The organism is Modicisalibacter radicis (assembly GCF_900961225.1).
Taxonomy (GTDB): domain Bacteria; phylum Pseudomonadota; class Gammaproteobacteria; order Pseudomonadales; family Halomonadaceae; genus Modicisalibacter.
Genome location: NZ_CAAHFN010000065.1, coordinates 40,434 through 66,396 on the forward strand (window position 1 = coordinate 40,434; position 25,963 = coordinate 66,396).

At 66.5% G+C, this 25,963-nt stretch carries 27 protein-coding genes; 12 read left to right on the forward strand and 15 right to left on the reverse strand.

Annotated features, from left to right (window positions below):
* Positions 1–11: 11 nt before the first annotated feature.
* The 7 genes from murA to HR9077_RS10790 all read right to left on the reverse strand — a co-directional run bounded on the left by murA (position 12) and on the right by HR9077_RS10790 (position 4,854).
* Positions 12–1,277 (reverse strand): UDP-N-acetylglucosamine 1-carboxyvinyltransferase, encoded by a 1,266-nt coding sequence (gene murA / locus HR9077_RS10760; RefSeq protein ID WP_136067002.1) that lies wholly within the window; start codon positions 1,275–1,277, stop codon positions 12–14.
* 13 nt (positions 1,278–1,290) lie between these two features.
* Positions 1,291–1,545 carry a BolA family protein gene (locus HR9077_RS10765; RefSeq protein ID WP_136067003.1) on the reverse strand — a complete coding sequence of 85 codons (255 nt, stop codon included), beginning with the start codon at positions 1,543–1,545 and terminating at the stop codon, positions 1,291–1,293.
* A gap of 176 nt (positions 1,546–1,721) precedes the next feature.
* Positions 1,722–2,063: an STAS domain-containing protein gene (locus tag HR9077_RS10770; RefSeq protein ID WP_136067004.1), complete on the reverse strand. Its 342-nt coding sequence runs from the start codon at positions 2,061–2,063 to the stop codon at positions 1,722–1,724.
* Positions 2,060–2,728 (reverse strand): MlaC/ttg2D family ABC transporter substrate-binding protein, encoded by a 669-nt coding sequence (locus tag HR9077_RS10775; RefSeq protein WP_458692917.1) that lies wholly within the window; start codon positions 2,726–2,728, stop codon positions 2,060–2,062. The genes HR9077_RS10770 and HR9077_RS10775 overlap by 4 nt, the downstream gene beginning before the upstream one ends.
* A gap of 13 nt (positions 2,729–2,741) precedes the next feature.
* Positions 2,742–3,206, reverse strand: a complete 465-nt coding sequence (gene mlaD / locus HR9077_RS10780) for an outer membrane lipid asymmetry maintenance protein MlaD (RefSeq protein WP_136067005.1) — start codon at positions 3,204–3,206, stop codon at positions 2,742–2,744.
* Positions 3,203–3,973, reverse strand: coding sequence for a lipid asymmetry maintenance ABC transporter permease subunit MlaE (mlaE, locus tag HR9077_RS10785; RefSeq protein ID WP_280178434.1), 771 nt, complete (start codon positions 3,971–3,973; stop codon positions 3,203–3,205). Before mlaE ends, mlaD begins: the two co-directional genes overlap by 4 nt.
* Positions 3,974–4,041: 68 nt before the next feature.
* Complete coding sequence (locus HR9077_RS10790; protein ID WP_136067006.1) at positions 4,042–4,854, reverse strand: ABC transporter ATP-binding protein; 813 nt, start codon at positions 4,852–4,854, stop codon at positions 4,042–4,044.
* A 193-nt stretch (positions 4,855–5,047) separates the two neighbouring features.
* Here HR9077_RS10790 and HR9077_RS10795 point away from each other — a divergent pair, with 193 nt between their 5' ends.
* The 11 genes from HR9077_RS10795 to mgtE all read left to right on the forward strand — a co-directional run bounded on the left by HR9077_RS10795 (position 5,048) and on the right by mgtE (position 13,737).
* Positions 5,048–6,028, forward strand: coding sequence for a KpsF/GutQ family sugar-phosphate isomerase (locus HR9077_RS10795; RefSeq protein ID WP_136067007.1), 981 nt, complete (start codon positions 5,048–5,050; stop codon positions 6,026–6,028).
* Between the two features lie 10 nt (positions 6,029–6,038).
* Positions 6,039–6,581: a KdsC family phosphatase gene (locus HR9077_RS10800; RefSeq protein ID WP_136067008.1), complete on the forward strand. Its 543-nt coding sequence runs from the start codon at positions 6,039–6,041 to the stop codon at positions 6,579–6,581.
* A gap of 3 nt (positions 6,582–6,584) precedes the next feature.
* The gene (gene lptC, locus HR9077_RS10805) at positions 6,585–7,172 is read left to right on the forward strand and encodes an LPS export ABC transporter periplasmic protein LptC (RefSeq protein WP_136067009.1); all 588 of its coding nucleotides are present in this window, start codon (positions 6,585–6,587) and stop codon (positions 7,170–7,172) included.
* On the forward strand, positions 7,169–7,690 hold the full coding sequence (gene lptA, locus HR9077_RS10810) for a lipopolysaccharide transport periplasmic protein LptA (protein WP_136067010.1): 522 nt from the start codon (positions 7,169–7,171) through the stop codon (positions 7,688–7,690). The genes lptC and lptA overlap by 4 nt, the downstream gene beginning before the upstream one ends.
* Positions 7,691–7,718: 28 nt before the next feature.
* A complete protein-coding gene (lptB, locus tag HR9077_RS10815; RefSeq protein WP_136067011.1) occupies positions 7,719–8,444 on the forward strand; it encodes an LPS export ABC transporter ATP-binding protein in 726 nt (241 codons plus the stop codon).
* Between the two features lie 168 nt (positions 8,445–8,612).
* On the forward strand, positions 8,613–10,028 hold the full coding sequence (locus tag HR9077_RS10820; RefSeq protein WP_136067012.1) for an RNA polymerase factor sigma-54: 1,416 nt from the start codon (positions 8,613–8,615) through the stop codon (positions 10,026–10,028).
* Between the two features lie 166 nt (positions 10,029–10,194).
* On the forward strand, positions 10,195–10,503 hold the full coding sequence (gene hpf / locus HR9077_RS10825; RefSeq protein ID WP_136067013.1) for a ribosome hibernation-promoting factor, HPF/YfiA family: 309 nt from the start codon (positions 10,195–10,197) through the stop codon (positions 10,501–10,503).
* 9 nt (positions 10,504–10,512) lie between these two features.
* Positions 10,513–11,010: a PTS IIA-like nitrogen regulatory protein PtsN gene (gene ptsN, locus HR9077_RS10830; RefSeq protein WP_136067014.1), complete on the forward strand. Its 498-nt coding sequence runs from the start codon at positions 10,513–10,515 to the stop codon at positions 11,008–11,010.
* A 118-nt stretch (positions 11,011–11,128) separates the two neighbouring features.
* Complete coding sequence (gene rapZ / locus HR9077_RS10835) at positions 11,129–12,019, forward strand: RNase adapter RapZ (protein ID WP_136067015.1); 891 nt, start codon at positions 11,129–11,131, stop codon at positions 12,017–12,019.
* Positions 12,006–12,275: an HPr family phosphocarrier protein gene (locus HR9077_RS10840; protein ID WP_136067016.1), complete on the forward strand. Its 270-nt coding sequence runs from the start codon at positions 12,006–12,008 to the stop codon at positions 12,273–12,275. The genes rapZ and HR9077_RS10840 overlap by 14 nt, the downstream gene beginning before the upstream one ends.
* A gap of 106 nt (positions 12,276–12,381) precedes the next feature.
* Positions 12,382–13,737 carry a magnesium transporter gene (mgtE, locus tag HR9077_RS10845; RefSeq protein ID WP_136067017.1) on the forward strand — a complete coding sequence of 452 codons (1,356 nt, stop codon included), beginning with the start codon at positions 12,382–12,384 and terminating at the stop codon, positions 13,735–13,737.
* Positions 13,738–13,812: 75 nt separating this feature from the next.
* On the opposite strand, the gene pmbA is transcribed toward mgtE, so the two are convergent.
* Positions 13,813–15,153, reverse strand: a complete 1,341-nt coding sequence (pmbA, locus tag HR9077_RS10850; RefSeq protein ID WP_136067018.1) for a metalloprotease PmbA — start codon at positions 15,151–15,153, stop codon at positions 13,813–13,815.
* Positions 15,154–15,219: 66 nt separating this feature from the next.
* On the opposite strand from pmbA, the gene yjgA reads away from it, so the two are divergent.
* Positions 15,220–15,732, forward strand: coding sequence for a ribosome biogenesis factor YjgA (gene yjgA, locus HR9077_RS10855; RefSeq protein WP_136067019.1), 513 nt, complete (start codon positions 15,220–15,222; stop codon positions 15,730–15,732).
* Between the two features lie 71 nt (positions 15,733–15,803).
* On the opposite strand, the gene tldD is transcribed toward yjgA, so the two are convergent.
* From tldD to HR9077_RS10890, 7 genes are all read right to left on the reverse strand, one after another.
* Positions 15,804–17,258, reverse strand: coding sequence for a metalloprotease TldD (tldD, locus tag HR9077_RS10860; RefSeq protein WP_136067020.1), 1,455 nt, complete (start codon positions 17,256–17,258; stop codon positions 15,804–15,806).
* On the reverse strand, positions 17,255–21,160 hold the full coding sequence (locus HR9077_RS10865) for a YhdP family phospholipid transporter (RefSeq protein ID WP_136067021.1): 3,906 nt from the start codon (positions 21,158–21,160) through the stop codon (positions 17,255–17,257). Before HR9077_RS10865 ends, tldD begins: the two co-directional genes overlap by 4 nt.
* Before the next feature lie 4 nt (positions 21,161–21,164).
* On the reverse strand, positions 21,165–22,628 hold the full coding sequence (rng, locus tag HR9077_RS10870; RefSeq protein WP_136067022.1) for a ribonuclease G: 1,464 nt from the start codon (positions 22,626–22,628) through the stop codon (positions 21,165–21,167).
* A gap of 32 nt (positions 22,629–22,660) precedes the next feature.
* Positions 22,661–23,263, reverse strand: a complete 603-nt coding sequence (locus HR9077_RS10875) for a Maf family protein (RefSeq protein WP_136067023.1) — start codon at positions 23,261–23,263, stop codon at positions 22,661–22,663.
* Between the two features lie 42 nt (positions 23,264–23,305).
* Positions 23,306–23,791 (reverse strand): rod shape-determining protein MreD, encoded by a 486-nt coding sequence (gene mreD / locus HR9077_RS10880; RefSeq protein WP_136067024.1) that lies wholly within the window; start codon positions 23,789–23,791, stop codon positions 23,306–23,308.
* Positions 23,788–24,696: a rod shape-determining protein MreC gene (gene mreC, locus HR9077_RS10885; protein ID WP_280178435.1), complete on the reverse strand. Its 909-nt coding sequence runs from the start codon at positions 24,694–24,696 to the stop codon at positions 23,788–23,790. The genes mreD and mreC overlap by 4 nt, the downstream gene beginning before the upstream one ends.
* A 97-nt stretch (positions 24,697–24,793) precedes the next feature.
* Entirely contained in the window at positions 24,794–25,831 is a 1,038-nt protein-coding gene (locus HR9077_RS10890; protein ID WP_031383110.1) for a rod shape-determining protein, read from the reverse strand.
* Positions 25,832–25,963: the final 132 nt, after the last annotated feature.

Sequence of the window (25,963 nt, forward strand, 5' to 3'; positions counted from 1 at the left end):
CTCGGCGAGGCTCAGTGACCGGGCACACGGCGGATCTTGGCACCCAGCAGTTGCAGCTTCTCTTCGATGCACTCGTAGCCACGATCGATGTGGTAGATCCGATCGACCAGCGTCTCGCCCTCGGCGACCATCGCCGCCACGACCAGGCTGGCCGAAGCCCGCAGATCGGTGGCCATCACCGGTGCGCCGGAAAGCCGACCGACGCCGGTGACGATCGCGGTGTTGCCTTCGATGGCGATTTCGGCCCCCATGCGCTTGAGTTCCTGGACATGCATGAAGCGGTTCTCGAAGATCGTCTCGACGATGCGACCGGTCCCGTCGGCGATACAGTTCAGGGCCATGAACTGGGCCTGCATGTCGGTGGGAAACGCCGGGTAAGGCGCCGTCCTGACGTTGACCGCACGCGGCCGGCGCCCCTGCATGTCGAGCTCGATCCAGTCGTCGGCATGGCGAACCATGGCCCCCGCCTCTTCCAGCTTGGCGAGCACCGCATCGAGGGTGTCCGCACGGGTGTTGCGCACCCGGACACAACCGCCGGAAGCCGCCGCGGCGACCAGGAAGGTCCCGGTCTCGATACGATCGGGCATCACGTCGTAATGGCAGCCGTGCAGACGCTCGACCCCGTCGATGGTGATGGTATCGCTGCCCTGGCCGTGGATCCGCGCTCCCATCGCGATCAGGCACTCGGCCAGATCGACCACCTCCGGTTCGCGAGCGGCGTTTTCCAGGATGGTGGTACCCTCGGCGAGCACCGCCGCCATCAACAGGTTCTCGGTACCGGTGACGGTGACGGTATCGAAGATGATCGTCGCGCCCTTGAGACGACCGTCGACGCGGGCACGGATGTAACCGCCCTCGACCGCGATATCGGCACCCATGGCCTCCAGGCCGCGAATATGCAGGTCGACCGGGCGGGTGCCGATCGCGCAACCGCCGGGCAAGGACACGTCGGCCTGGCCGAAATGCGCCAGCAGTGGCCCCAGCACCAGGATCGAGGCACGCATCTTCTTGACCAGCTCATAGGGCGCATGACACTCGCGCACCTGGGAACCGTCGAGCTGGATGCTCATCTTCTCGCCCATCACCGGCTCGACCCCCATGTGACCGAGCAGCTCCAGCGTGGTGGTGATGTCCTGCAGGTGCGGCAGGTTACCGATGGTGACGGGTTCATCGGCGAGCAGCGTGGCGGCGAGAATCGGCAGCGCGGAATTCTTCGCCCCGCTCGCCCAGACTTCACCATTGAGCGGGCCGTTACCGGTGATGATCAGCTTGTCCATGATGGTCGAGTACTCAACTCTGGGCGTTCTCGGGGGCGTCCTGCCACTGCGCCGGGGTATAGGTCTTGATGCTCACGGCATGCAGCGCGCCGCTGGCGATCTCCTCGGAGAGGGCGCCGTAAATCAATTGCTGGCGCTTGACGGGACCGAGCCCTTCGAACGTCTCCCCCACGGCAATGACCTGGAAGTTGCAGCCTTCGCCCTGGATATGGAATTCGCAGTCGTCGATCCGCGACTCCAGTCGCGCCTTGACATCACTGGGTTGCATGGGCGTGGTGACTCCTGTCGAAGATGGACCGGCGACGCGTTCGCGCCGCCGCTATGTGTAGCCTGAAGTGCGCCCATGGTAATGAAAAGCGTCGCCGATGGCGATGCCCCCGAGCCGGCAGCCGCCGGCCGGCACCGCTCCCGGGCGCCGGGGCGGACGTCGCAAGACGGGCTGACTCAGGCCTCGACGGCTCGTGCCGGGGATGGCAGCAGGCGATCGATGCCCGCCAGCGAGGTCACCCGGGCCAGCGGCTCGGAGAGACGCACCGATTCAACCTCGAGACCACACTCGCGAGCGCAGCGCAGCCACTCGAGCATGACGCTGATCGCCGCGCTGCTGGCCCGATTGACGCCCTTCAGATCGAAACACACGACACCGCCCGACTCCTGGGCCCCCAGCCACTCCCGCCCGGCCGCGGCCAGGCTGGCGGCCACATCGAAATCGGCCTCGCCGCTGGCGGCCAGCGTCCGGCCCCGCACGACCAGGCGCACGCCGTCACGGTCGAGCAATACGCTCACTCGGCGCCCCCTTGCGACGACGAGCCCTGCTCCAGCTCTTCGGCCGCGACCTCGGGGGCCCACTCATCGATGACCTTGTCGTAATTGCGATTGTTGTTGCGCATCGCCTGGTCGAACTGGTTGCGGAACGTCAGCCCCAGATTGATGCCATTGACGATGACGTTGACGACCTTCCACTGGTCGCCGTCGCGGCGCAGGGTATAGCTCACCGGATAGACCTCGCCGTTGTCGGCGACCACTTCCATGTCGACGCTGGCCTGATCCTCGTAACGACCGCCCGTTCCCTCCAGAACACGCAGCTCGCGGTAATCGAAGGTCACCAGGCCCCTGGCATAGGTGTCGATCAACGTCTGGCGAAAGGTATCGACGAAGCGCGAACGCTGCTCCGGCGACGCATTGCGAAAATAACGCCCCATGACGCTGGCGCCGATGTAACGGAAGTCGGCGATCCTTTCGAGATTCTCGTCGACCAGCGCTTCCAGATCATCTGGGTGTTCGGCGAAATAGTCCTTGCGCCCCTCGATCTGCCCCATCAATTGGCTGATGCTGTCGCGGATCAGTTGCTCGGGCTTCTGCTGAGCCTGGGCCGCGGATGCCATCAACAGCAGGCCGCACACCGCAGCCAGCCAGCGATAAACGGAAAACCCTCTGCGCATCGTCGTCATATCTGACTCCCGGTCATTCCTTCACCATGTTCGACACGAATTGCTGAATCAGCTCTTCCAGCACCAGTGCCTGCTGAGTATCGCGAATCGTGTCGCCATCCTCGAGGGTCTGCGGATCGCCGCCCAGTGACAGGCCGATATACTGTTCGCCCAGCAGCCCGGCGGTGAGTATCGCCGCCGTCGAATCGCGCGGCAGCGCGCCCTCGAGCTTGTCGTCGACCTTGAAGGTGACGCGCGCGTCGAACCATTCGGGGTCCAGTTCTATCGCCGTGACCTGCCCCACCTCGACACCGGCCAGCGTCACCTTGGAGCGCACCTTCAAGCCGCCGATGTTGGCGAAATTGGCATGCAGCGTCAGGGTATCCCCCGCCACGCCCGTACCCAGGCCGCTGACTCGCAGCCCCAGGAAGATCACCCCAATCACGCCGGCCAGCATGAACAGGCCGACTCCGAACTCCATCATCTTGCTGCGTCTCATCCGAGTTCTCCAAACATCGTCGCGGTGAGCACGAAGTCCAGCCCCAGCACCGCCAGCGAGGAATAAACCACCGTTCGCGTGGTGGCGCGCGAAATGCCTTCCGAGGTCGGCACCAGGTCATAGCCCTGAAAGACCGCGATCCAGGTCACCACCAGGGCGAACACCACGCTCTTGACCATGCCGTTGCCGATATCCGCGAAGAAACTGACGCTGTCCTGCATGTTGCTCCAGTAGGAACCCTCGAAAACCCCCAGCCACTGCACGCCGATCAGGTATCCACCCCAGATGCCCACCACGCTGAAGCCGACGGTCAGCAACGGCAGCGAAACGAAGCCCGCCCACAGACGCGGAGCGACGATCCGACGCAGCGGATCGACGCCGATCATCTCCATGCTCGAGAGCTGCTCGGTGGCCTTCATCAGGCCGATCTCCGCGGTCAGCGCCGAGCCGGCGCGCCCGGCGAACAGCAGCGCCGTGACCACCGGCGCCAGCTCCCGCAACAGCGACAACGCGACCATCTGCCCGAGCGCGTCCTCGGCGCCGAAATCGACCAGGATGGTGTAGCCCTGCAGTCCCAGCACCATGCCGATGAAGACACCCGAGACCAGCACGATGGCCAGCGACATCACGCCGACGAAATGCATCTGGCGCAACCACAGTCGCCACCCCTCCCGGGACGGCAGGGCCATGCTCGACAGCACCAGGATCATCCCGGCCCGGCCCAGCGCATCGACCATATCGAGCGTACCCCGGCCCAGCGCCCGGATCCTGCGGAAAACGGCCCGGGGGAAGGACGCGCCAGGCAATCCCTGGCGATGACTCTCGTGACGGTCACTCACTGGCGGACCCTCGCGGTCATGATGTCGGTGACGTAATCCGGCGCCGGGTAATGGAACGGTACCGGCCCGTCGGGCTCGCCATGAATGAACTGGCGCACCCGGGCGTCGCCGGTGTCATCCAGCGACGCCGGCGTGCCATGCGCCATCACTTGACCATCGGAGATCACGTAGACGTAATCGGCGATCGTCAGGGTTTCCTTGACATCGTGGGAGACCACCACGGCGGTCAGCCCCAGCGCCTGGTTGACCTTCTTGACCAGCTGCACCAGCACACCCATCGAGATGGGATCCTGGCCGACGAACGGCTCGTCGTAGAGGATCAGTTCCGGGTCCAGGGCAATCGCCCTGGCCAGCGCCACTCGCCGCAGCATGCCGCCCGACAGCTCCGACGGCATCAACCCCCGGGCGCCCCGCAAGCCCACCGCCTCGAGCTTCATCAGGACGATATCGCGAACCATCGCCTCGGACAGGTCGGTATGCACGCGCAGCGGAAACGCCACGTTCTCGAACACGCTGAGATCGGAAAACAGCGCCCCGCTCTGGAACAGCATGCCCATGCGCCGACGCAGGCGAAACAACGCCCGGCGCGGCAGGCGATGCACGTCCTGGCCGGCAATCCTGACCCGCCCCGCATCCGGACGCAACTGCCCCCCCATCAACTTGAGCAGCGTCGTCTTGCCGGTGCCGCTGGGGCCCATGATCGCGGTGATCTTGCCACGCGGGATCTGCAGGTCGATACCGCGAAAGATTTCCTTCTCGCCGCGGGAAAAGCGCAATCCCTCCACCTCGACGAGCAGCGATTCGTTCATTCGGACGACTCATTGGTGAAAAATTATCGAACATCGTATCCTAACCCATCGTACCACGACCAGCCCGACCCGCTGACGCCCTTGCATGCCATCGCCACTGTGCGTTTAATGAGCGCCCGACGCAGCCGCGACAGACCGGCTTGCACCTAGGCAGCTCTTGAGTCCTTTCGCCCCCGGGGCAACAATCATCGCCATGACCATCGATACCGATTTCGCCTTCCGCACCAGCGCCCGGCGCACCCTGGAGCTGGAACAGCAGGCCATCGCCGCGCTGAGCGGCAAGCTGTCCGACGACTTCGACCGCGCCTGCCGGCTGATCCTCGCCTGCCAGGGACGCGTGGTGGTCACCGGCATGGGCAAGTCCGGGCATATCGCCCGCAAGATCGCCGCGACCCTGGCGAGCACCGGCACGCCGGCCTTCTTCGTGCACCCCGGCGAAGCAAGCCACGGCGACATGGGCATGATCACCGCCCGGGATGTGGTCCTTGCGCTGTCGAACTCCGGCGAGACCCGGGAAATAACCGACCTGCTGCCACTGCTCAAACGCATGGGCACGCCGCTGGTCAGCATGACCGGGCGCCCCGCTTCGGCCATGGCCCGCCACGCCGAGGCCCATCTCGATGCCGGCGTCGAACGCGAGGCCTGTCCGCTCGACCTGGCACCGACCGCCTCGACCACCGCCGCGCTGGCGCTGGGCGACGCGCTGGCGGTGGCGCTGCTCGAAGCGCGCGGCTTCACCGCCGAGGACTTCGCCCTGTCACACCCCGGCGGCAGCCTGGGGAGACGGTTGCTGCTCAAGGTCGAGGACCTGATGCACAGCGGCGATCGGCTGCCCCGCGTCGCCTCCGGCAGCCCCCTGCGCGACGCGCTGCTCGAGATCACCCACAAGGGGCTGGGGTTCACTTGCGTGGTCGACGATCAGGGCCGATTGGCCGGCGTCTACACCGACGGCGACCTGCGCCGCACACTCGACCAGCATGGCGACCTGCGCGCGCTGCGGGTCGACGACGTGATGACCCGCGGCGGCAAGCGGATCCGCGCCGACATCCTGGCGGCCGAGGCCGTCAGGCTCATGGAAGACAACCGGATCACCGCGCTGGCCGTGGTCGACGACGACGATCATCCGATCGGCGCCATTCACATGCACGACCTGCTGGTCAGCGGCGTGATCTGAGGAGACAGCAATGCCCTACCCTCCCGAGCTGATCGAGCGCGCCCGTCGCGTCAGGCTGCTGGTCCTCGACGTCGATGGCGTGATGACCGACGGCCAGCTTTATTTTCAGGCCGACGGCCAGGAAACGAAGGCCTTCAGTACCCAGGACGGCCAGGGCATCAAGCTGCTGCGCCAGGCCGGGACCGAAGTGGCGATCATCACCGGCCGCGAGTCGCCGATGGTGGCACGCCGCGCCGCGTCCCTGGGTATCGAGCACGTCTTCCAGGGGCGCGACGACAAGCTGGCCCTGCTACGCCGGTTGCTCGACACCCTGGGCCTCGAGTTCGAGCAGGTCGCCTATTGCGGCGACGACCTGCCCGACCTGGCCCCCATCCGTTGCGCGGGGCTCGGCATCAGCGTACCCAATGCACCGGACTATATTCGTGAACAGGCCGACTGGGTCACCCGACGCCCCGGCGGTCATGGCGCCGTACGCGACATCTGCGACGGCCTGCTGCAGATGCAGGGCCACTGGACGGCGCTACTCGACACCCATCTCCACGGGCGGAACTGAAAGATGCTCCAGCGTCTCTCGCGGCTCTCGTATAAATGGTGGCTGGCGCTCATCCTGCTCGCGCTGGGCGGACTGCTGGCGCTGATCGAGCAGCGCGACGACCCACTGCCCGGTCCCGCGCCCACGTCCAGCAATGGCGAACCCGACTACTACCTGGAGGATGCCAGGCTGACCCGCTTCGATGCGGCCGGCACGGCCCACCAGCGACTCGAGACACCGCGCCTGACCCATACCCCCGAGGATGACGTGACACACCTCGAGACACCCGACGCCCGGCTCGTCGACGACCACGGCCGGGTCTGGTTCGCCAACGCCGACACGGGTAGGCTGGGGGCCAACGCCAATCCACTCACGCTGAGCGGCGACGCCCAGCTCGAGGCGCCCGAACAGGGATGGCAAATCAACAGCGAGGTGCTGGTCTACGATGCCGACACCGGCCATGCCTGGAGCGAAAGCGAGGCCGTGCTGCGCAAGTTCCAGCAACGCGTGCGCGGCGATCGCTTCGACGCCTGGCTGGACAGCGGGCAAATGCAGCTCAACGGCAACGTACGCGGCCACCACCCGCCGATCGACGAGGAATCAGGATCATGATGCGCACCCTTCTCGCCGCCCTAAGCCTGTCCGGCGCGGCGCTGCTCGCCGCGCCGGCCCTGGCGCTGGACAGCGATGCCAACCAGCCGATCAACATTGCCGCCGACCGTCTGGACCTCGACGATCGGGCCGGCACCGCCGTCTACACCGGCGATGTCGACATGCAGCAGGGCAGCATGAAGCTCACCGCCCAGCGCGTCGAGATCGAGCGCAACGACCAGGGCGAAGTGACCCGGGTGACCGCCACCGGCGACGCCGAGCGCGCCTATCTCGAGCAGCGCCCGGCGCCCGACGACCCGCTGGTCAAGGGGTGGGGCGAGACGATCATCTATCACGCCGGCGAGCGGCGCGTCGAACTCGTCGGCCAGGCCGAGCTGCACCAGGCCAGCGACACCTTCAACGGCGCCTACGTCGAGTATTTCCTCGACAACCGCCAGGTTCAGGCGCGCTCCCAGGCCCAGGGGTCGCAGAACGAGCGCGTGCGCATGAGCCTGACGCCGAAGTCGTCCGAACAATGACCCCCTCAGCCGAGGAGCTTGCCGCGCGATGAAGACCCTGTCCGCCAGACACCTGGCCAAGAGTTACAAGAATCGCCGCGTGGTCCAGGACATCAGCCTGTCGATCGGCCAGGGCAGCATCGTCGGCCTGCTCGGCCCCAACGGGGCCGGCAAGACGACCTCCTTCTACATGATCGTCGGCCTGGTACGCGCCGATGCCGGCGAGGTCATGATCGACGACCAGGACCTCAGCCGGGCGGCAATGCACCATCGCGCCCGCGCCGGTATCGGCTACCTGCCCCAGGAGGCCTCGATCTTTCGCAAGCTGTCGGTCGCCGACAACATCATGGCGATCCTCGAGACGCGGCGCGACCTGGACAAGCCGGGACGCAGGCGCCAGCTCGAGCGACTGCTCGACGAATTCCATATCGCCCATATCCGCGACAACATGGGCATGAGCCTGTCCGGGGGCGAGCGCCGCCGGGTCGAGATCGCCCGTTCGCTGGCCACCGAGCCGGCGTTCATCCTCCTCGACGAGCCCTTCGCCGGCGTCGACCCGATCTCGGTCGGCGAAATCAAGGCGATCATCCGCCAACTGCGCGATCGCGGCATCGGCGTGCTGATCACCGACCACAACGTGCGCGAGACGCTGGACATCTGCGACAACGCCTACATCGTCGGCGACGGCCAGATCATCGCCGAAGGCAGTGCCGAAGCGATCCTCGCCAGCAAAAAGGTCCGCGAGGTCTACCTGGGCAACGAATTCCGCCTCTGAGCGCCTCAAAAACTCACGAAACGATGACTGTCAAGCCTCGCACTTCCACGCAAGGCGTCGCCAAGCGGGGCTGGCTCGCATGGTGGCACGGTTATTGCTTTTGCACTTGCAAGCCCCGATCGGGCAGGATAACGTGTCAGCAAATCCCGTCAGTGAAGTCACGTTGTCATGGCTATGAAACCCACGCTGCAGCTTCGGGTCGGCACCCAGCTGACCATGACGCCTCAGTTGCAGCAGGCCATCCAGTTACTGCAGCTCTCGACGCTGGACCTGCGCCAGGAGATACAGCAGGCGCTGGAATCCAACCCCATGCTGGAGATGGAAGACGATTATGGGGAAACCGAGGTCGCCGAGACACCCGACGACGACTGGGCCAGCGACATTCCCGAGGAGCTCGCGCTGGACAGCGAGTGGTCGGATACCTACCAGGACCTGGCCCCCAGCGCCGGGCGCAGTGACGACGGTCCCGACTTCGATCGCAATGCCGTCGAGCAGAGCCTGCAGGATCATCTCCAGTGGCAGCTCGAAATGGCCGGATTCGACAGCCGCGATCACCTGATCGCCGAGTGCCTGATCGATTCCATCAACGCCGACGGCTACCTCGAGGGTCGACTCGACGAACTGACCGAAGGCCTGCGCGGTCAGGCGCTCGCCGGACTCAAGGTCGCCGAGGTCGAGCAGGTCCTGTACCGGCTTCAGCAGTTCGACCCCACCGGCGTGTTCGCCCGCGACCTGCGCGAATGCCTGCTGCTGCAGCTGGGCACGCTGGCCGACGATACGCCGTTGCTGCCCCAGGCCAAGCGCCTGGTACGTCAGTTTCTCGAAGCGCTGGCCAATGACGACCGCAAGCTGCTCAAACGACGGCTGCGCCTCGACGACACACAGCTCGATGCACTGATCGCCCTGATCCGCGCCCTCGATCCGCGCCCCGGCCAGGCCTTCGCCGCCAGCGGCAGCGATTACGTAATTCCCGACCTGGTGGCCCGCCAGAGCCGCGACGGCTGGCGTATCGAGCTCAACCCCGAGGCCTTGCCGCGGCTGCGCATCCAGCCCGATTATGCCGCCTTGATAAAACGCGCCGACAAGAGTGACGACAATACCTTCATGAAGCAGCATCTTCAGGAGGCACGCTGGCTGATCAAGAGTCTGTCGAGTCGCAACGATACCCTGCTCAAGGTCGGTCGCGAGATCATGATCCGCCAGTTCGACTTCCTCGAACACGGCGAAGAGGCCATGAAACCGCTGGTACTCGCCGACATCGCCCAGACCGTGGAGATGCACGAGTCGACCATCTCGCGGGTCACCACCCAGAAGTTCATCCATACGCCACGCGGGGTCTTCGAACTCAAGTATTTCTTCTCGAGCCATGTCGGGGGCGGCGAAGGCGATGCACACTCCAGCACCGCGATTCGCGCCCGCCTGAAGAAGCTGATCGGCGACGAACCGCCGCGCAAGCCGCTTTCCGACAGCAAACTGGTCGACCTGCTCGCCGCCGACGGCATCGCGGTGGCGCGGCGCACCGTCGCCAAGTATCGCGAGGCGCTGGGCATCCCCTCCTCCAGCGAACGCAAGCGTCTCGCCTGAGGCACTCTCCGGCACACGGAATGTGCCACGCCTCACCACCCTGGACACCGTCCTGCCCCCTTTCCGCCAACCAAAAGTCATGCTTGCCCGCGTCGTCCGGCGAGGGGTTTGCTAAGCTGCAAAAAGGGTTACAATCGAGCCACCATTCGTCGAGAAGGAACGCGCCATGCAAGCAAACATCACCGGCCATCACGTCGAACTGACGGATGCATTGCGTGACTATGTCAACGAGAAGTTGATGCGGCTGGAACGTCACTACGACAATATCACCACCGTGCAGGTAACGCTTTCGGTCGAGAAGGAACGCCAGCAGGCGGCCTGTACGCTTCACGCAGCGGGTGCTGACTTGCATGCCGAAGCCGAGAATGGCGACATGTACGCCGCCATCGATGCCCTGGCCGACAAGCTCGACCGCCAACTCGTCAAACACAAGGAAAAGGCTCAGGCTCGCGCGCAAGGCGCCGGTGCCCGCTAGCTCCCGATCATGACACTGGAAGCCATACTACCCCCCGAACGCACCCTGTTTGCCGTGCCCGGGGGGAGCAAGAAGCGTGTGCTCGAGTTCTTCAGCACCTTCATCGCCCAGAATACGCCCAGTCTGGATAGTCAGGAGGTATTCAGCCGACTGATCGGACGCGAGCGCCTGGGGAGCACCGGCATCGGCAACGGCGTGGCCATTCCCCATGCCCGCAACCCCCATTGCAAGGCGCCGGTAGCCGGTTTTCTCAAGCTGCAGGAGCCGATCGACTTCGACGCGGTCGATGGCGAACCGGTCGATCTGGTGTTCGTGCTGCTGGTACCCGAGGAAGCCGACGATACCCACCTGGCGCTGCTCGCCCAGGTCGCCGGCATCATGAACGACGCCGAGACCCGTAATCGACTGCGCCACAGCGCCAGCCAACGCGAATTGCACGAAGCGCTCATCCAGGCCATTCACGCACTCGATGACGGCGCCGACGCCTCGCCCCGGCAAGCCAAGTAGCATCTACGAGTCGTCATCAGGCAGCTGCAGGATAGTCCCCGACGCACCCTCAGGGCTGGGACTCGTGCCCAGCGTCGGCCAACCGACTCGTGACTCACCGTGACAAGGGAGCCGCCCCATGCAACTCGTGATCATCAGTGGCCGCTCCGGCTCCGGCAAGTCGATCGCACTCCAGGCGCTCGAGGACCTGGGCTTCTATGCCATCGACAACCTGCCGGCGATGCTCCTCGACGCGCTGATCGACGAACTCCAGCAGGCCGACGGCAAGCGCGCCAGCGTCGCGGTCAGCATCGATGCGCGCAACCTGCCCACGGCCCTCGAGCGCTTCCCCACGCAGCTCGAGGCCGTTCGCAGACGTGGCATCGATTGTCAGGTGGTCTACCTGACCGCCGAGGACAAGATCCTGCTCGAGCGCTACTCGGCGACCCGCCGCCGTCACCCGCTGACCCGCAACAGCCAGATGACCCTGGCCGAGGCGATCGAGTCCGAGGAGACCGCGCTGGCGGGTATTCGCGACCTGGCAGATCTGGTCATGGATACCTCGCAGCTCTCGGTCCACGACCTGCGCGGGCGCATCGCCGACCAGGTCGCCCACCATACCAGTGCCCAACTCACGCTGACCTTCGAATCCTTCGGCTTCAAGCGCGGGGTACCGCTCGACGCCGATACCGTCTTCGACGCCCGCTGCCTGCCCAACCCCTATTGGGATCCGCGGCTGCGCCAATACGATGGGCGGGATGCCGAGATCGTGAGCTTTCTCGAAGACTATCCCGACGTCGGCGCCATGGCCGACGACATTCGTGACTGGCTCGAGCGCTGGTTGCCCGCCTACCGCGCCAGCAACCGCAGCTACCTGACGGTGGCGATCGGCTGCACCGGCGGCCAGCATCGCTCGGTCTACCTGACCGAACGCCTGGCGCGGCATTTCACCGGACGCTACCGCGTGCGTATCCGCCACCGGGAACTGGGCATCCACGCCGCCGTGGGGGCCGCCGATGCCACAGCGTGAACTGACGCTGACCAACAAGCGCGGTCTGCATGCCCGTGCCGCGACCAAGCTGGTCCAGTGCTGCCAGGGTTACGACGCCAGCGTCACCGTTCACCATCAAGGGCGCAGCGGCGACGCCGCCAATATCATGTCGCTGCTGATGCTCGCCGCGCCCTGCGGCAGCCGACTGCTCATCGCGGCAGACGGCCCCCAGGCCACGCAAGTACTCGATGCCCTCGAGGTGCTGTTCGAAGCGCGTTTCGAAGAAGATCCCTAAGCCCCTCGGCAGGCGCGCAGCGCGCGACGGCTCGCTGCCGTTCGAGCCCCGCCACGATGCTAGAATGCCCCCACCGCGTGCGGGACGATCAAGGACGCCGACAGCCATGAGCCAGAATTCACAGCGACTACAGCCGCGCCTCGATCGGCTCAACGAAGCCCTGGAGAGTGGTGCGCTGGATCAGGCTCGGCGCATGCTCAACCGCGGCCTGGCGCCGGTCGACGTCGCCCACCTGCTCGAATCGACCCCGCCCCGCGAACGCGACGTTCTCTGGGAACTGGTCGACCCCGAGCTTCAGGGCGATGTCCTGCAGTATCTCAACGACGACATCCAGACGGTGTTCCTCAACCGCATGGATACCCAGCAGCTGGTCTCGGCCACCGAAAGACTCGACATCGATGATCTGGCCGATCTGCTGCAGCGCCTGCCCAATACCGTCACCCTGGAAGTGCTGGCCTCGATGGAGGCTCAGGAGCGCCAGCGTCTGGAGACCGTTCTCGCCTACCCCGAGGACACCGCCGGCGGTCTGATGAACACCGACGCGGTGACGATCCGTCCCGACATCACCCTCGACGTGGTGCTGCGCTACCTGCGCCGCCACGAGCGTCTGCCGGACACCACCGATACGCTGCTGGTGGTGACCCGCAGCGACAAGCTGATCGGCAGCCTGCCGATCCACCGCCTGCTGGTTTCCGACCCGTCGATGCTGGTTCGCGAAGTGATGGACACCGACATGGTCAGCATCGCGGCGATGACCGGCGAAAGCGACGTCGCCAAGCTGTTCGAGAAGTTCGACCTGGTTTCAGCGCCGGTGGTGGGCACCGACGGCCACCTGCTGGGCCGGATCACCATCGACGACGTGGTCGACGTGATCCGCGAGAACGCCGAACACCAGGTGATGAGCATGGCCGGCCTCGACGAGGACGAGGATACCTTCGCGCCGGCCTGGCGGACCAGCCGCCGGCGGGCGGTGTGGCTGGGGATCAATCTGATCACCGCCTTCATGGCGGCCTCGGTGATCGGCCTGTTCGAGGACACCATCCAGCGCGTCACCGCGCTCGCGGTGCTCATGCCGATCGTCGCCAGCATGGGCGGCATAGCCGGCTCCCAGACCTTGACGGTGCTGATTCGCGGCATCGCCCTCGGCCATGTCTCGGGCAGCAACGTCCGCTGGCTGCTCAATCGCGAGCTGATCGTCAGTGTCCTCAACGGTCTGCTCTGGGCACTGGTCATCGCGGTCATCGCCGTGGTCTGGTTCGACGACCTGACGCTGGGAGCCATCATCGCCGCGGCGATCGTCATCAACCTGCTGGTCGCCGCGCTCTGCGGCACCCTGCTGCCCGTCGTGCTCAAGAAGCTCAACATCGATCCGGCGCTCTCCGGCAACGTGATCCTGACCACCGTCACCGACGTGATCGGCTTCATGGCCTTCCTCGGTCTGGCGACGCTGTTCTATCTGTGAGCTACGGGCTACGGGCTACGGGCTACGGGCTACGGGCTACGGGCTTCAGTGTATTCGCTCGCAACCCGCACCCTGCTAGCTTCCGGCGACCACCATGTCGTCGATCAGCCAGCTGCCGGTGTGTATGCTGCCGCGGGTATCGACATCGTCGCCCACCCCGAGCAGATTGGCGAACATGCCACGCAGGTCGCCGGCGATGGTGAACTCCTCGATCGGATACTGCAGCTGGCCGTTCTCGACCCAGAAGCCGGCCGCACCGCGCGAATAATCGCCGGTCACGCTGTTGACCCCCTGTCCCATCAGCTCGGTGACCACCACACCGCTGCCCATGCGCGCCAGTAGCGCCTCGGGCGTCTCCAGCGGCGCATCCAGCCGCACGTTGCGCGCGCCCCCGGCGTTACCGGTGGTCGTCATGCCGAGGCGCCGCGCACTGTAGGCCGACAGCATGTAGCTGGCGATACGGCCGCGCTCGACGTAGACGTTATCGCGGGTGTAGACGCCATCGCCGTCGAACGGCGCGCTCGCCATGCCGCCGATTTCACGCGGCTTCTCCTGAATCGACAGCCAGTCGGGAAACAGCGCTTCCCCGAGGCTGTCGCAGAGGAACGAGGCATCGCGGTAGAGCGCGCCGCCCGCGATGGCGCCGAGGAAGTGCCCGATCAGCCCGCTGGCGAGCTCCGGGGCGAACATCACCGGCATGCGCCCGGTGGCCGGACGGCGCGCGCCGAGGCGACGCAGGGTCCGCTCGGCGGCGCGCCGGCCGATCGCCTCGGGCGAAGCCAGCCTGGCCGGATCCCGCTCGCTGGAATAATCGTAATCGCGCTGCATGCCCTGCTCGTCCTGGGCGATCAGCATGCACGACAACGAGTGCCGGCTGCCGCGCTGGCTGCCCAGGAAACCATGGCTGTTGGCATAGACCCGCACGCCCTCGCCGCTCGACAGTTCGGCGCCTTCGGAGTTGCTGATCCCCGCCACGCCGCGCCCGGCCTGTTCGCAAGCCAGCGCCATCTCGATCGCCTCGTCGGTCGACAGCCGCCACGGGTGATGAACCTCGAGATCGGGCAAGTCGGTCGCCATCAAGGCCCTGTCGGCCAGCCCGGCAGCCGGATCCTCGCCGGTCTGGCGGGCAATGGTCATGGCCTTGTCCACCAGCGCGCGAATCGACGCCTCGCTGGCGTCCGACGACGAGGCGCTGCCCTTGCGCCCGCCCAGATAGACCGTGAGCGCGATGCCCTGGTCCCGCGCCAGCTCCACCGTCTCGACTTCCCCCAGGCGCACGCTGACATTGACGCCCTGGTCGACGCTGGCGCCCACCTCGCAGGCATCGGCGCCTGCCTTGCGCGCCTGCTCGAGCGCGGCCGCCGCACGCGATTCCAGCAGCGCCTGCTGCGCGGTCGCATCGAAAGCCTGTGTCATGTTGGTCTCCTTGTACCGAGGCTGGCTGGTATACTGCGCCAACCTCCCAATGCTGATGGAAATGGCATGTCATTCGAGTCACCCGCCGATTCCCCCGAACGGCCGAGCAAATCCCAACTCAAACGCGAAATGCTGGCGTTGCAGGCGCTGGGCGAAAAGATCATCGCCCTGCCCGCCTCGCAACGCGACCGACTGCCGCTGTCCGAGGACATGCTGGCGGCGGTCGAGGAAACGTCGCGCATCCGTTCCCACGAAGGCCGCCGCCGGCACATGCAATACGTCGGCAAGGTCATGCGCCGCGAGGACATCGAGGCCATCCAGGCCGTGTTCGACGAGTTCGAGCAGGAAAGGTTGCGCCGCGACCATGCCTTCCATCGCCTCGAACAGTGGCGCGACCGGCTAGTCGACGGCGACGGCGAGGCGCTTGAAGCCTTCATCGCCGAATACCCGCATGTCGACCGCCAGGCACTTCGCCAGTTGATCCGCAATGCCCAAAGCGAGCGCCAGCGTGGCAAGCCACCGACCAACGCCCGCAAGCTGTTCCAGTTGATCCGCGACACCGCCGCCCTCGAGCCGTAAGCCGTCACAGGAAATGCCAGAGCCTGGTAACGGTTTTTTACTTACCGCTTATGGCTTACAGCTCATGACTCTCAGGATTGCGTTCCGCCGACGGTCAGCTCGTCGAGCTTCAGCGTCGGCTGGCCGACGCCCACCGGCACGCCCTGGCCCTCCTTGCCGCAGACGCCGATGCCGCTGTCCAGCTGCATGTCGTTGCCGATCATCGACACCCGCCCCATCGCCTCGGGGCCGTTGCCGATCAGGGTCGCGCCCTTGACCGGCGCGGTGATGCGTCCATCCTCGATCAGATAGGCCTCGCTGGCCGCGAACACGAATTTCCCGGAGGTGATATCGACCTGCCCACCGCTGAAGCTGACCGCGTAGATGCCGCGCTTGACGCTCCTGACGATATCCTCGGGGTCGTCCTGGCCGGCCAGCATGTAGGTGTTGGACATCCGCGGCATCGGCATGTGCGCGTAGGATTCGCGCCGCGCGTTGCCGGTCGGGCTCATGCCCATCAGCCGCGCATTGAGCTTGTCCTGCATGTAGCCGGTGAGGATGCCGTCCTCGATCAGCGGCGTATAGGCGCCGGGCGTGCCCTCGTCGTCGATCGACATCGAGCCGCGCCGATCCGTCAGGGTGGCGTCGTCGACCACGGTCACCCCCCTGGCGGCGACCCGCTGGCCGATGCGTCCGGCGAACGCCGAGCTGCCCTTGCGATTGAAATCGCCCTCCAGGCCGTGACCCACCGCCTCGTGAAGCAGGATGCCCGGCCAGCCGGCGCCCAGCACCACCGGCATCTGCCCGGCCGGGGCATCGACCGCCTCGAGGTTGACCAGCGCCTGACGCACGGCCTCCCTGGCGTAGCGTTCGGCGACGTTCTCGTCACGCAGCCGCGACATTGCGTAACGTCCACCACCGCCGGCGCTGCCGCGTTCGCGACGGCCATCGCGCATGGCGATGACACTGACGTTGAAGCGCACCAGCGGCCGAATGTCCGCGGCCAGGGTGCCGTCGCTGGCGCGTACCAGCACCACCTCATGGACACCGCTCAACGAGGCACTCACCTGGGTGACGCTGGGATCGGCGGCACGGGCGATGCGATCGGCCTGCTTGAGCATGGCGATCTTGTCCTCCGCGGACAGCCCCGACAGCGGATCGACGCCGGCATAGCGCTGCGTCGCCGAGGCGCCGTGCACCGGCACCCGCGACAGCCGCGAACCGCCACGCGCGATTCCCGACGCGGTGCGGCCCGCCTCGGCCAGAGCATCGGCGGTAATCTGGTTGGAGTAGGCGAAGCCGGTCTTTTCCCCGGCCAGCGCGCGCACCCCGACACCGCCATCGATATTGAAGCTGGCGTCCTTGACCTCGCCATCCTCGAGCACCCAGTTCTCCTGCCAACTGCGCTGGAAGTACAGGTCGGCATAATCGATGCCCGGCCCCAGCGCGTGCTCCAGGCCGGGCTCGAGCGCCGCGGCATCCAGGCCGCCGGGAGCGAGCAGAGTGGTCATGGCCTCATCGAGAGGCGAATGGGAGAGTTGCGTCATTCGGCATCTTCCACGGTGATTCGCGGCGAGGTCCAGGGCCCCTGCACGCGATAGTAAATTCTCGTGACCTTGTCGAGCCAGCCACCGAAGACCTTGTCCGCCAGGAAGAGTGCGCCGCCCACATAGGGGGCGCCGGCGATCACGGCGGCCAGGGGCAGGTTCTGGCTGACCGGCACGGTAACCCCGAGGGTCAGGTCCAGTTGGCGTGCCATCAGATCGACGCTGCCATCCAGAGTGAATTGGGTGGAGGTACCATCGATTTCAACCGGACCGCGGGTTTCCAGACGTCCACCATACAGTGTGGCATCGCCACTGACACTGTCGAATGCGGTGCCCTCGCCGGTGACATCGGAGAAATCCAGGCGCAGCCGGCGCAGCAGGTTATCGACGTTGAGCAGCCCGACCAGTCGCGCCGAGGGCGACTCGAGGGTACGGAAGCGACCGTCGCCGAGATTCGCCTCGATGCTGCCCCGCGAACGCGCCAGGGCGAATTGCCAGGGCGCCCCCGGCCAGGCCAGCTGTGTCTGTACATCGGTGCTCGCCGAGCTGACGGCCACCGGCTGGTCGAGTGCCGCCAGGGCCGTGCCCAGGTCGCCGCCGCTGATCGACAGTCGCGATCGGGTCAGGCTCGCCTGCTCGCCCGAGGCCTCCCAGACCAGCTCGCCCTGCGCGGTTATCTCGCCCAGTTTCAGCGACACCGGCTCGAGCCGCAGGCGGTCGGGGGATTCGCGCCAATGCGCCTCGAAGGGACCAAACTGACGCCCGCTACGCGACAGCGTGGCGATACTCAGTCGGCCTGCCGGTACCCGGGCCAGCCAGTCGGGCAGCGGTGCGGGCTCGGGCGGCGCGGTGACGATCTCGCTCTGCAGGCTCGGTGACGACGCTTCGCCCTGTTCGCCGACCCCGGCCAGCAGCGGGTCGAGGTTCAAGCGCGAAAGGGAGATATCCAGCGGCGCGGCCTGCGCCGGGCGATACGCGGCGCGCCCCTGGGTCAGCGACCCCGCCAGCGCAAGCGACCAGCCATCTCCGTCCAGCGGACTGGCCGAGGCCTGCAGGTCGCCGAGACAGCGCTGCTCATAATGCAGGCAGTCGGTGCGCAGGCTCAGGCGGCGCAACCGGGTCAGTGCCGAGCCATCGCCGGCCGCGCCGTCGTCCGCCGCTGGCGCGGAGGGCAATGACACCCCGGCCAGCGCCTGCTGCCAGCGAGCCAGCAGCAGGCGCGGCGTGCTCCAGGCGATCTCCCAGCCGCCGCCACCCGGCCACTCGGGATTGGCCGGCCAGTTCTCCAGCCATACCTGGCCCTGGCCGTTGTCCGGGCCCAGCGAGCGCCAACGCAGGCGCAAGCGGTCGGCCAGGTCGAGATTGACCACGCGATCGGGAATCGAGGCCGTCAGGTGAAGCGGAACCCGGGCATCCCGCGTCTTGCCGAACGGCGCCGGCAGGTCGATGGCCAGCCCCTGGAGATCGCTATCGAGGCTCAGGCTCGGCTTGTCGGCGTCGAGATCGAGCGCGGCCGTGTAGGGAAAATACCCGCTGAGCATGCCGTCGAGGCCGTCGAGGCCGCCCCAGTCAAGCAGCCCGCTGGCCAATGCCCGCCCCTCCAGGGTCACGCCCTGCCCGCCGACATCGAAGTCGGCGAGCAGCGGTCCTTCGAAGACCCGTGCGCCGAGCTGGCCGGTCAGGGTATCGCTGTCGCGCTCGCCGAGGTGTTTATAGTGCAGCGCACCATTGACGTTGCCCAGTTCGAGATCGGCCTGGGGCAGACGTACCGAGGGGGCATCGACGTTGGCCTGCAGATCGACGTCGACGGGCGCCTCCACCGAGTCCGGAGTATCCATGGCCACGCCGAGGCGCAACCGACCGTCGACCCGCCCCTCGCCCTGCCAGTCGCCGAAGCCGTCCATGCCCTCGATCGGCGCGGCGGCCAGGAAGTCGAACAGGCTCTGAACGGGGCCGCCGACCGGTCCTTCGACCGTCAGCCGCTCGTCGGCCAGCGACACCCTGGCGCCTTCGCTGACCAGGCCCAGCATCTCGGCATGATCCACCGTGGCCTCGAGCGTCTGGTCATGCAGCGAGAGGTGGCCGCTGAGTTCGTCGAGAGCCGGCCACTCGGGATCATAGGGCAGGTGGCCCCGTTCGACGTCGAGGGCCAGGCGCAGCTCGGCGCTCTTGCCGAGCTCATCGGCGTCATCCCCCGTGGAGGCGGCCTCCTCGCCATCGAGGGTTTGGCTGAAGTGCAGCGAGCCGCGCGGGACATGACCTGTGATGCCGGAAGTCAGCCATTCGCGCAGATCGCTGTCGAACACCTCGAGCGGCAACCACTCGCCCAGCGGGGTTTGCGTCGCATCGACATCGCGCATGGCGAGGTTCAGCGTGAACTGCCCGGGCCGCCGGCGTGCCGGCTCCCCCGGCACCGTCAACTGAAAGTCGCCGTCGACCGAGGCGCCCCGCCAGCCAGCCGACAGATCCTCGCCCTCGACGCGCGGCCGCTCGCCGGCCAACGACCAGTTGACGCGACCACTGGCATGGTCGAGCGACAAGGGTTCGGGAAACAGCTCGGGAAAGCGCAGATCGACACCCTGCCGGGCGGCGAACTCGACGTGCCCGGTACGGCCCTCGGTCTCGACCCAGGCATCGAAGGGGCCACCACCGGGCGCGTCCTGCCAGGGCCGGGCGGCCATCTCCTGCAAGGCGGCGCGCACCTGCCACTGGCCCTGGTCTTGCCCCACCTGCAGGCCCTCGACACGGCCGCCGGGCCTGATCGCATCGAGCAGCGATTGCCAGCGTTCGGGCAACGGCAGACGTCGGCGCCATTCCATCAGCGCGTCCACCGAGAACGGCGAGCTGCGCAGCCACCAGTCACCGCCCTCGCCGGCCAGTTGCAGATGCTCGGGAAGCGGCGAATCGCCACCCCGGGCATCGTTCACCGACAACGCGTCGACCCAGGCATTCCAGTCATCGTCACTGCCACGCAACCACTGCGCACGGGCCTTGATATCGCGCAGCTCGAGACTCCCGTCGCTGCCGGCGACGTCCAGTTCGGGCACCGACAGGGCCAGCCGCGCGTCCTCGACCCGACCGTCTCGCCAACGCGCCCATAGCCTGGCCTCGCCGCTCAGCTGATCGAGGCTCAATGGCTGACGGCGCGTGAGCAGCCGCCCCAGCCGCGTCAGACTGCCCATATCCATGCGCGCCTGCAGCGCAGCACTGAAATCGCTCAGCCCACGGGTTCCGGGCAGCACCTCGAGCACGGCGGAAAGCGACTGCCGAGACTGGCCGTCAACGAACAGCTGGCCTTCGAGATGGGCACGCCCCGTGCCGCCGGCAATCAGCAATTGAGGTGCCCGCAGCGTCAGGGTGTCATCGAGACCGTGCAGCACCAGGCGCAGGTCGCTCACCAACACCCGCTGGCGCAGCAACAGCCCGACCCAGTAATCGAGCCGCGACAGGTTCATGTCACCTTCGGGTATCACGTAAGGCGGGACTTCGGCCGGCCCCGGCCATTGCCAGCGGCCTTCGCTATCCTGGTAGAGATGCAGCGTAGCCCGGCTGATGCGTGCGTCGCCGATCACCGGCTGCCAGGCACGCAGCGAGGCGCTGGTGTCGAGACGCACGTCGGCGTGCTCGATCTCGAGCAACGGAAAAGGGTCGCTCTCCGCCTGGGCCATCAACCGCAGATCGTCGATCCGCAGCGCCGGGTCGAACCATTGCAGCCGACCTTCGAACACATCCATCGCCAGGGTCGCATTGAACTGCCGGGAAAGCTCGGCGCCGACCCGGTCGCGCACCGTGTCCAGCTGTTCCAGCGCCAGGCGCATGCCGCCGAGCAGCAACGCCAGCAGGACCAGCGCAACGGCCGTCAGCGTCAGGCCCCATCGCAGCGTCAGACGAATCGGACTCATGGGCTCACATCAGCACGATGTCGTACTGCTCCTGGGAGTAATGACCCTCGACCTGGAAGCGGATCGTCTTGCCGATGAATATCTCCAGATCGGCGACCGCCGCCGACTCCTCGTCGAGCAGGCGATCGACCACCTCCTGCGAGGCGAGCACCATGTAGGTGTCCGGACTGTAGGCCCGCTCCTCGCGCAGGATCTCGCGGAAGATCTCGTAGCAGACGGTTTCCGGCGTCTTCAGCGTGCCCCGCCCCTGGCAGGTCGGGCACGGTTCGCACAACGTCTGCTCCAGGCTTTCGCGGGTCCGCTTGCGGGTCAGTTGCACCAGTCCCAGCTCGGTGACGCCGGTCAGCTTGTTCTTGGCGTGATCGCGCTCCAGCGACTTCTCCAGCACGCGCAGGACCTGGCGCTGATGCTCGGTATCCTCCATGTCGATGAAGTCGATGATGATGATCCCGCCGAGGTTGCGCAGGCGCAGTTGCCGGGCGATGGCGGTCGCCGCCTCGAGGTTGGTCTTGAAGATCGTCTCCTCGAGGTTGCGGTGCCCGACATAGCCGCCGGTATTGACGTCGATGGTGGTCATCGCCTCGGTGGGATCGATCACCAGATAACCGCCCGACTTGAGCTGCACCTTGCGGCCCAGCGCCTTGTGGATCTCGTCCTCGACGCTGAACAAATCGAAGATCGGCCGCTCCCCCGGGTAGTACTCGACCCGCTCGACCACGTTGGGCATGAACTCCTCGGCGAACTCGATCAGTCGCTGGTAGTTCTCGCGCGAGTCGATACGCACCTTCTCGATGTCGTCGCGCATCACGTCGCGCAACGTGCGGATGAACAGCGGCAGATCGTCGTAGATGCGGCTCGGCGTGGCCGCGGTCAGCTTGCGCTCGTCGACCTTGCGCCACAGCCGCAGCAGAAACTGCATGTCGGTGATCAGTTCCTCGGCGCCCACGCCTTCGGCCGCGGTGCGAATGATGAAGCCGCCAGCGACGGTCTGCTCCTGATCGGCCAGGCACCCTTCGACCAGCGTCCTCAACCGCTCGCGCTCGGCGTCGTCCTCGATGCGCTGGGAGACGCCGGTGTGCGGCGAGTCGGGCATGTAGACCAGATAGCGCGAGGGTACCGACAGGTGCGTCGTCAGGCGCGCCCCCTTGGAGGCGATCGGGTCCTTGGTGGCCTGCACCACCAGCGACTGGCCCTGTTGCAGCAACTGGCTGATCGACACCTGTTCATCGCTCGGCGTGTTGGGCGGCAGCACCTCGTTGGCATGAATGAACGCGGCGCGCTCGAGACCGATATCGATGAATGCCGCCTGCATGCCGGGCAGCACACGCACGACCTTGCCCTTGTAGATGTTGCCGACGATACCGCGACGCCGGCTGCGCTCGATGAAGGCCTCCTGCAGCACGCCGTTCTCGACCACGGCGACGCGGGTCTCCATCGGGGTCAGGTTGATGAGTACCTCACCGCTCATGCGGGAATCCTTGTACTGAGGTCATGGCTCGATTATGACACAGCGTCGGCACCGTCAGCCCACAGCGCGAGGCCCTGACGCTGCAACAACTGCGCGGTCTCGTACAGCGGCAGACCGACCACCGCCGAATGACTGCCCTCGATGCGCTCGACGAACATCGCGGCACGCCCCTGGATGGCATAACCGCCGGCCTTGTCGACGGGCTCGCCGGTCGCCCAGTAGGCGGCGATCTCGGCCGCGTCGATCGAGCGCATCGCCACCCGCGTGGTCACGCAGGCTTGCAATAGCCCCTGGGGGCCGGTCACCGCCACCGCGGTCATTACCGCATGCCAGCGCCCCGACAGCGTGCCGAGCATCTCGCAGGCATGACCGCGATCGCGCGGCTTGCCGAGAATGGCGCCGTCCAGCACCACCGCGGTGTCCGAGCCGAGCGTAGGCAGCGCGCAACCGGCCGCCCCCGTCAATGCCTTGTCGCGGGCCAGCCGCGACACATAATCGACCGCGCTCTCGCCGGCGTGGGGCGTCTCGTCGATATCGACGGGAACCACCTCGGTGGCGATGCCGATACTCGCCAGCAGTTCGCGACGGCGCGGCGAAGCCGACGCCAGGCGCAACGCGGGATCGGAAAGCGTCATCGTCGTCTCCTTGGCGGGCAACGCTCGCCGGGTGCGGGGCAGTCAGCTCACGCCCAGGCGTCGTCGCAGCATCTGCAACAGGGTATAGAACCAGGGCCACAGCACGGCGCCGATCAACGCCGGCAGCAGAAAGGCGAGATTGATCGCGAAAGGTCCGAAGATGGTCCGCAGCCACTGCTCGAGCAACTGTGCGATGCCCAGCAGCACGAACACCAGCACTGCCTGCTGGACCAGCGCATAGGCACGCATGCGCTGATAGACCAGCAGGGCCAGGAAGGCGACCAGCGCCATCACCAGCGCGTTCTGGCCGAGCGGCGCGCCCTCGATCAGATCCAGCAGCAGGCCGAGGATGAAACCGTGGAAGACGCCGACCCGCTGCGGTGCGACGACGCACCAGTAGATCAGGGTCAACCCCAGCCAATCGGGGCGCCAGACAAGCCAGACATCCGGCAGCGGCATGACCTGCAGGCACAGGGCCAGCAACAGGCTGATCCAGGTGGCCGCCAGGCCGCGCAGGGAAACGCTCATGGCCGCTCCTCCGCGACAGGCGACACCTGGCCGCCGGCGGCCTCGACGGCGGCGCCGATCGCTGCGTCGCTGATCAGCGTCGGACGCGGCGGCGGAAACAGCACCAGGAAATGCCGTGAACGCTCGGGCTGGGCGATCGGCTCGGCGCTGACCTGGGCGAACGGCTCGCCGGGATCGTGGACCACCTCGCTGACACGGGCCACCGGAAAGCCCTCGGGAAACCGTCCGCCCAGACCGGACGTCACCAGCAGGTCGCCGACCCGGATATCGGCCGTATCGGGGACGTGCAGCACATCCAGGCTGTCGTAGCTGCCGGTCCCCTGGACGATGAAACGCAGCCCGTTGCGGTTGCTCTGCACCGGCACCGCATGGCTGGCGTCGGCGACCATCAGGATGCGGCTGGTGTAGGCGGATGCCGAGATCACCTGGCCGATGAGCCCCGAGGCGTCCATGACCGGCAAGCCGACCCGCACGCCACTGCTGCGACCACGATCGATGACCATCTGGTGGGTAAAGGGGTCGGAGTCCAGCGACAGCAGTTCGGCACCGATATACGGCACCTGGCGACGTTGCGCGGCGTGCAGCAGTTCGCGCAGCCGCACGTTCTCGGCGGTCAGGCTGGCCATGCGCTGGACGCGATGGGACAACGTCAGCAGCTGTTCGCGCAGGCGGCGGTTTTCATCGATCAACTCGCTCTGGTCGGTGATGACCAGCGCCCCCCAGGAGAGCGCGTCGCTGGGCAGGCTGACCAGCCACTGCACCGGGGTGACCAGGGTCGACAACTCCGCGCGCAGTTCCGCGAACCGCGGCAGGCGATGCTCGGCGAACATCAACGCGAAGGCGATGAAGGCGCACAGCAGCATGCGATAGCCGGGGGCGGGCCCCTGCGAGAACAGCGGTTTGATAGATCGACTCCCTGCGAGCTAACCACGAAAGCGGGCCGCGTTCGGCAAAGGCGGCCCATCCGCAACAACCTACGGCGACGCGATATGCCGCCGCTCGTCAATCGCTGGAGAGCAGTTCGAAGGTGTGCTGGTCGATCATTTCGAGGGCCTTGCCGCCACCGCGCGCCACACAAGTCAGCGGATCCTCGGCAACGATCACCGGCAGACCGGTCTCCTCGGCGATCAGCTTGTCCATGTCACGCAGCAGCGCGCCACCACCGGTCAGCACCAGGCCGCGCTCGGCGATATCGGAGGCCAGCTCAGGCGGCGACTGCTCCAGCGCGCTCTTGACCGCGGCGACGATCGACGCCAGCGGATCCTGCAGGGCGTCGAGGATCTCGTGGGAATTGAGCGTGAAGCTTCGCGGTATGCCTTCGGCCAGGTTGCGACCACGCACATCGATCTCGCGCAGCTCGCCGCCCGGGTAGGCGCAGCCGATCTCCTCCTTGATGCGTTCCGCCGTGGCCTCACCGATCAGGCTGCCGTAATGGCGACGCACATAGGCGGTGATTGCCTCGTCGAAACGATCGCCGCCGACGCGGATCGACTCGGAGTAGACCACGCCGTTGAGCGAGATGATGGCGATTTCGGAGGTGCCGCCACCCACGTCGACGACCATCGAGCCCTGGGCTTCCTCGACCGGCAGGCCGGCGCCGATCGCCGCCGCCATGGGCTCCTCGATCAGGAACACCTCGCGGGCGCCCGCCCCTTCGGCGGACTCCTTGATGGCGCGTCGCTCGACCTGGGTCGACATGCACGGCACGCAGACCAGCACGCGCGGGCTCGGGGTCAGGAAGGTGCTCTGGTGAACCTTGCGGATGAAGTGCTGGAGCATCTGCTCGGTGACGGTGAAGTCGGCGATCACGCCATCCTTCATCGGCCGGATCGCGGTAATGTTGCCCGGTGTGCGGCCGAGCATGCGCTTGGCGTCGACACCGACGGCCGCAACAGAGCGCATGTTGCCCGACTGGCGGATCGCGACTACCGAGGGCTCGTCCAGGACGATACCGCGACCGCGTACATAAATCAGTGTGTTGGCGGTACCCAAGTCGATCGACAGATCGCTGGAGAACAGCCCCCTCAAACGTTTAAACATGGAAGTCTTTCACCTAGTCCAGACCGGAACCCTGTGCGGAGGCAAACGGTATCATCGCGGGGGCAGGCCGGCAAGCGAGATGCCCGCCAGGCCGAGTTATGCTACCGTATCAAGCTATTTTCCGAGCCGTCG

Coding starts and splice junctions, on each gene's coding strand:
- lptB (WP_136067011.1), top strand. CDS start 7,719: ATGAAGACCCTGTCCGCCAGACACCTGGCCAAGAGTTACAAGAATCGC.
- yjgA (WP_136067019.1), top strand. CDS start 15,220: ATGTCATTCGAGTCACCCGCCGATTCCCCCGAACGGCCGAGCAAATCC.
- HR9077_RS10865 (WP_136067021.1), bottom strand. CDS start 21,160: ATGAGTCCGATTCGTCTGACGCTGCGATGGGGCCTGACGCTGACGGCC.
- HR9077_RS10820 (WP_136067012.1), top strand. CDS start 8,613: ATGGCTATGAAACCCACGCTGCAGCTTCGGGTCGGCACCCAGCTGACC.
- mreD (WP_136067024.1), bottom strand. CDS start 23,791: ATGAGCGTTTCCCTGCGCGGCCTGGCGGCCACCTGGATCAGCCTGTTG.
- lptC (WP_136067009.1), top strand. CDS start 6,585: ATGCTCCAGCGTCTCTCGCGGCTCTCGTATAAATGGTGGCTGGCGCTC.
- HR9077_RS10795 (WP_136067007.1), top strand. CDS start 5,048: ATGACCATCGATACCGATTTCGCCTTCCGCACCAGCGCCCGGCGCACC.
- pmbA (WP_136067018.1), bottom strand. CDS start 15,153: ATGACACAGGCTTTCGATGCGACCGCGCAGCAGGCGCTGCTGGAATCG.
- tldD (WP_136067020.1), bottom strand. CDS start 17,258: ATGACGCAACTCTCCCATTCGCCTCTCGATGAGGCCATGACCACTCTG.
- HR9077_RS10840 (WP_136067016.1), top strand. CDS start 12,006: ATGCCACAGCGTGAACTGACGCTGACCAACAAGCGCGGTCTGCATGCC.
- hpf (WP_136067013.1), top strand. CDS start 10,195: ATGCAAGCAAACATCACCGGCCATCACGTCGAACTGACGGATGCATTG.
- lptA (WP_136067010.1), top strand. CDS start 7,169: ATGATGCGCACCCTTCTCGCCGCCCTAAGCCTGTCCGGCGCGGCGCTG.
- HR9077_RS10890 (WP_031383110.1), bottom strand. CDS start 25,831: ATGTTTAAACGTTTGAGGGGGCTGTTCTCCAGCGATCTGTCGATCGAC.
- HR9077_RS10875 (WP_136067023.1), bottom strand. CDS start 23,263: ATGACGCTTTCCGATCCCGCGTTGCGCCTGGCGTCGGCTTCGCCGCGC.
- rapZ (WP_136067015.1), top strand. CDS start 11,129: ATGCAACTCGTGATCATCAGTGGCCGCTCCGGCTCCGGCAAGTCGATC.
- HR9077_RS10790 (WP_136067006.1), bottom strand. CDS start 4,854: ATGAACGAATCGCTGCTCGTCGAGGTGGAGGGATTGCGCTTTTCCCGC.
- ptsN (WP_136067014.1), top strand. CDS start 10,513: ATGACACTGGAAGCCATACTACCCCCCGAACGCACCCTGTTTGCCGTG.
- HR9077_RS10775 (WP_458692917.1), bottom strand. CDS start 2,728: ATGACGACGATGCGCAGAGGGTTTTCCGTTTATCGCTGGCTGGCTGCG.
- mlaD (WP_136067005.1), bottom strand. CDS start 3,206: ATGAGACGCAGCAAGATGATGGAGTTCGGAGTCGGCCTGTTCATGCTG.
- rng (WP_136067022.1), bottom strand. CDS start 22,628: ATGAGCGGTGAGGTACTCATCAACCTGACCCCGATGGAGACCCGCGTC.
- mgtE (WP_136067017.1), top strand. CDS start 12,382: ATGAGCCAGAATTCACAGCGACTACAGCCGCGCCTCGATCGGCTCAAC.
- murA (WP_136067002.1), bottom strand. CDS start 1,277: ATGGACAAGCTGATCATCACCGGTAACGGCCCGCTCAATGGTGAAGTC.
- HR9077_RS10800 (WP_136067008.1), top strand. CDS start 6,039: ATGCCCTACCCTCCCGAGCTGATCGAGCGCGCCCGTCGCGTCAGGCTG.
- HR9077_RS10765 (WP_136067003.1), bottom strand. CDS start 1,545: ATGCAACCCAGTGATGTCAAGGCGCGACTGGAGTCGCGGATCGACGAC.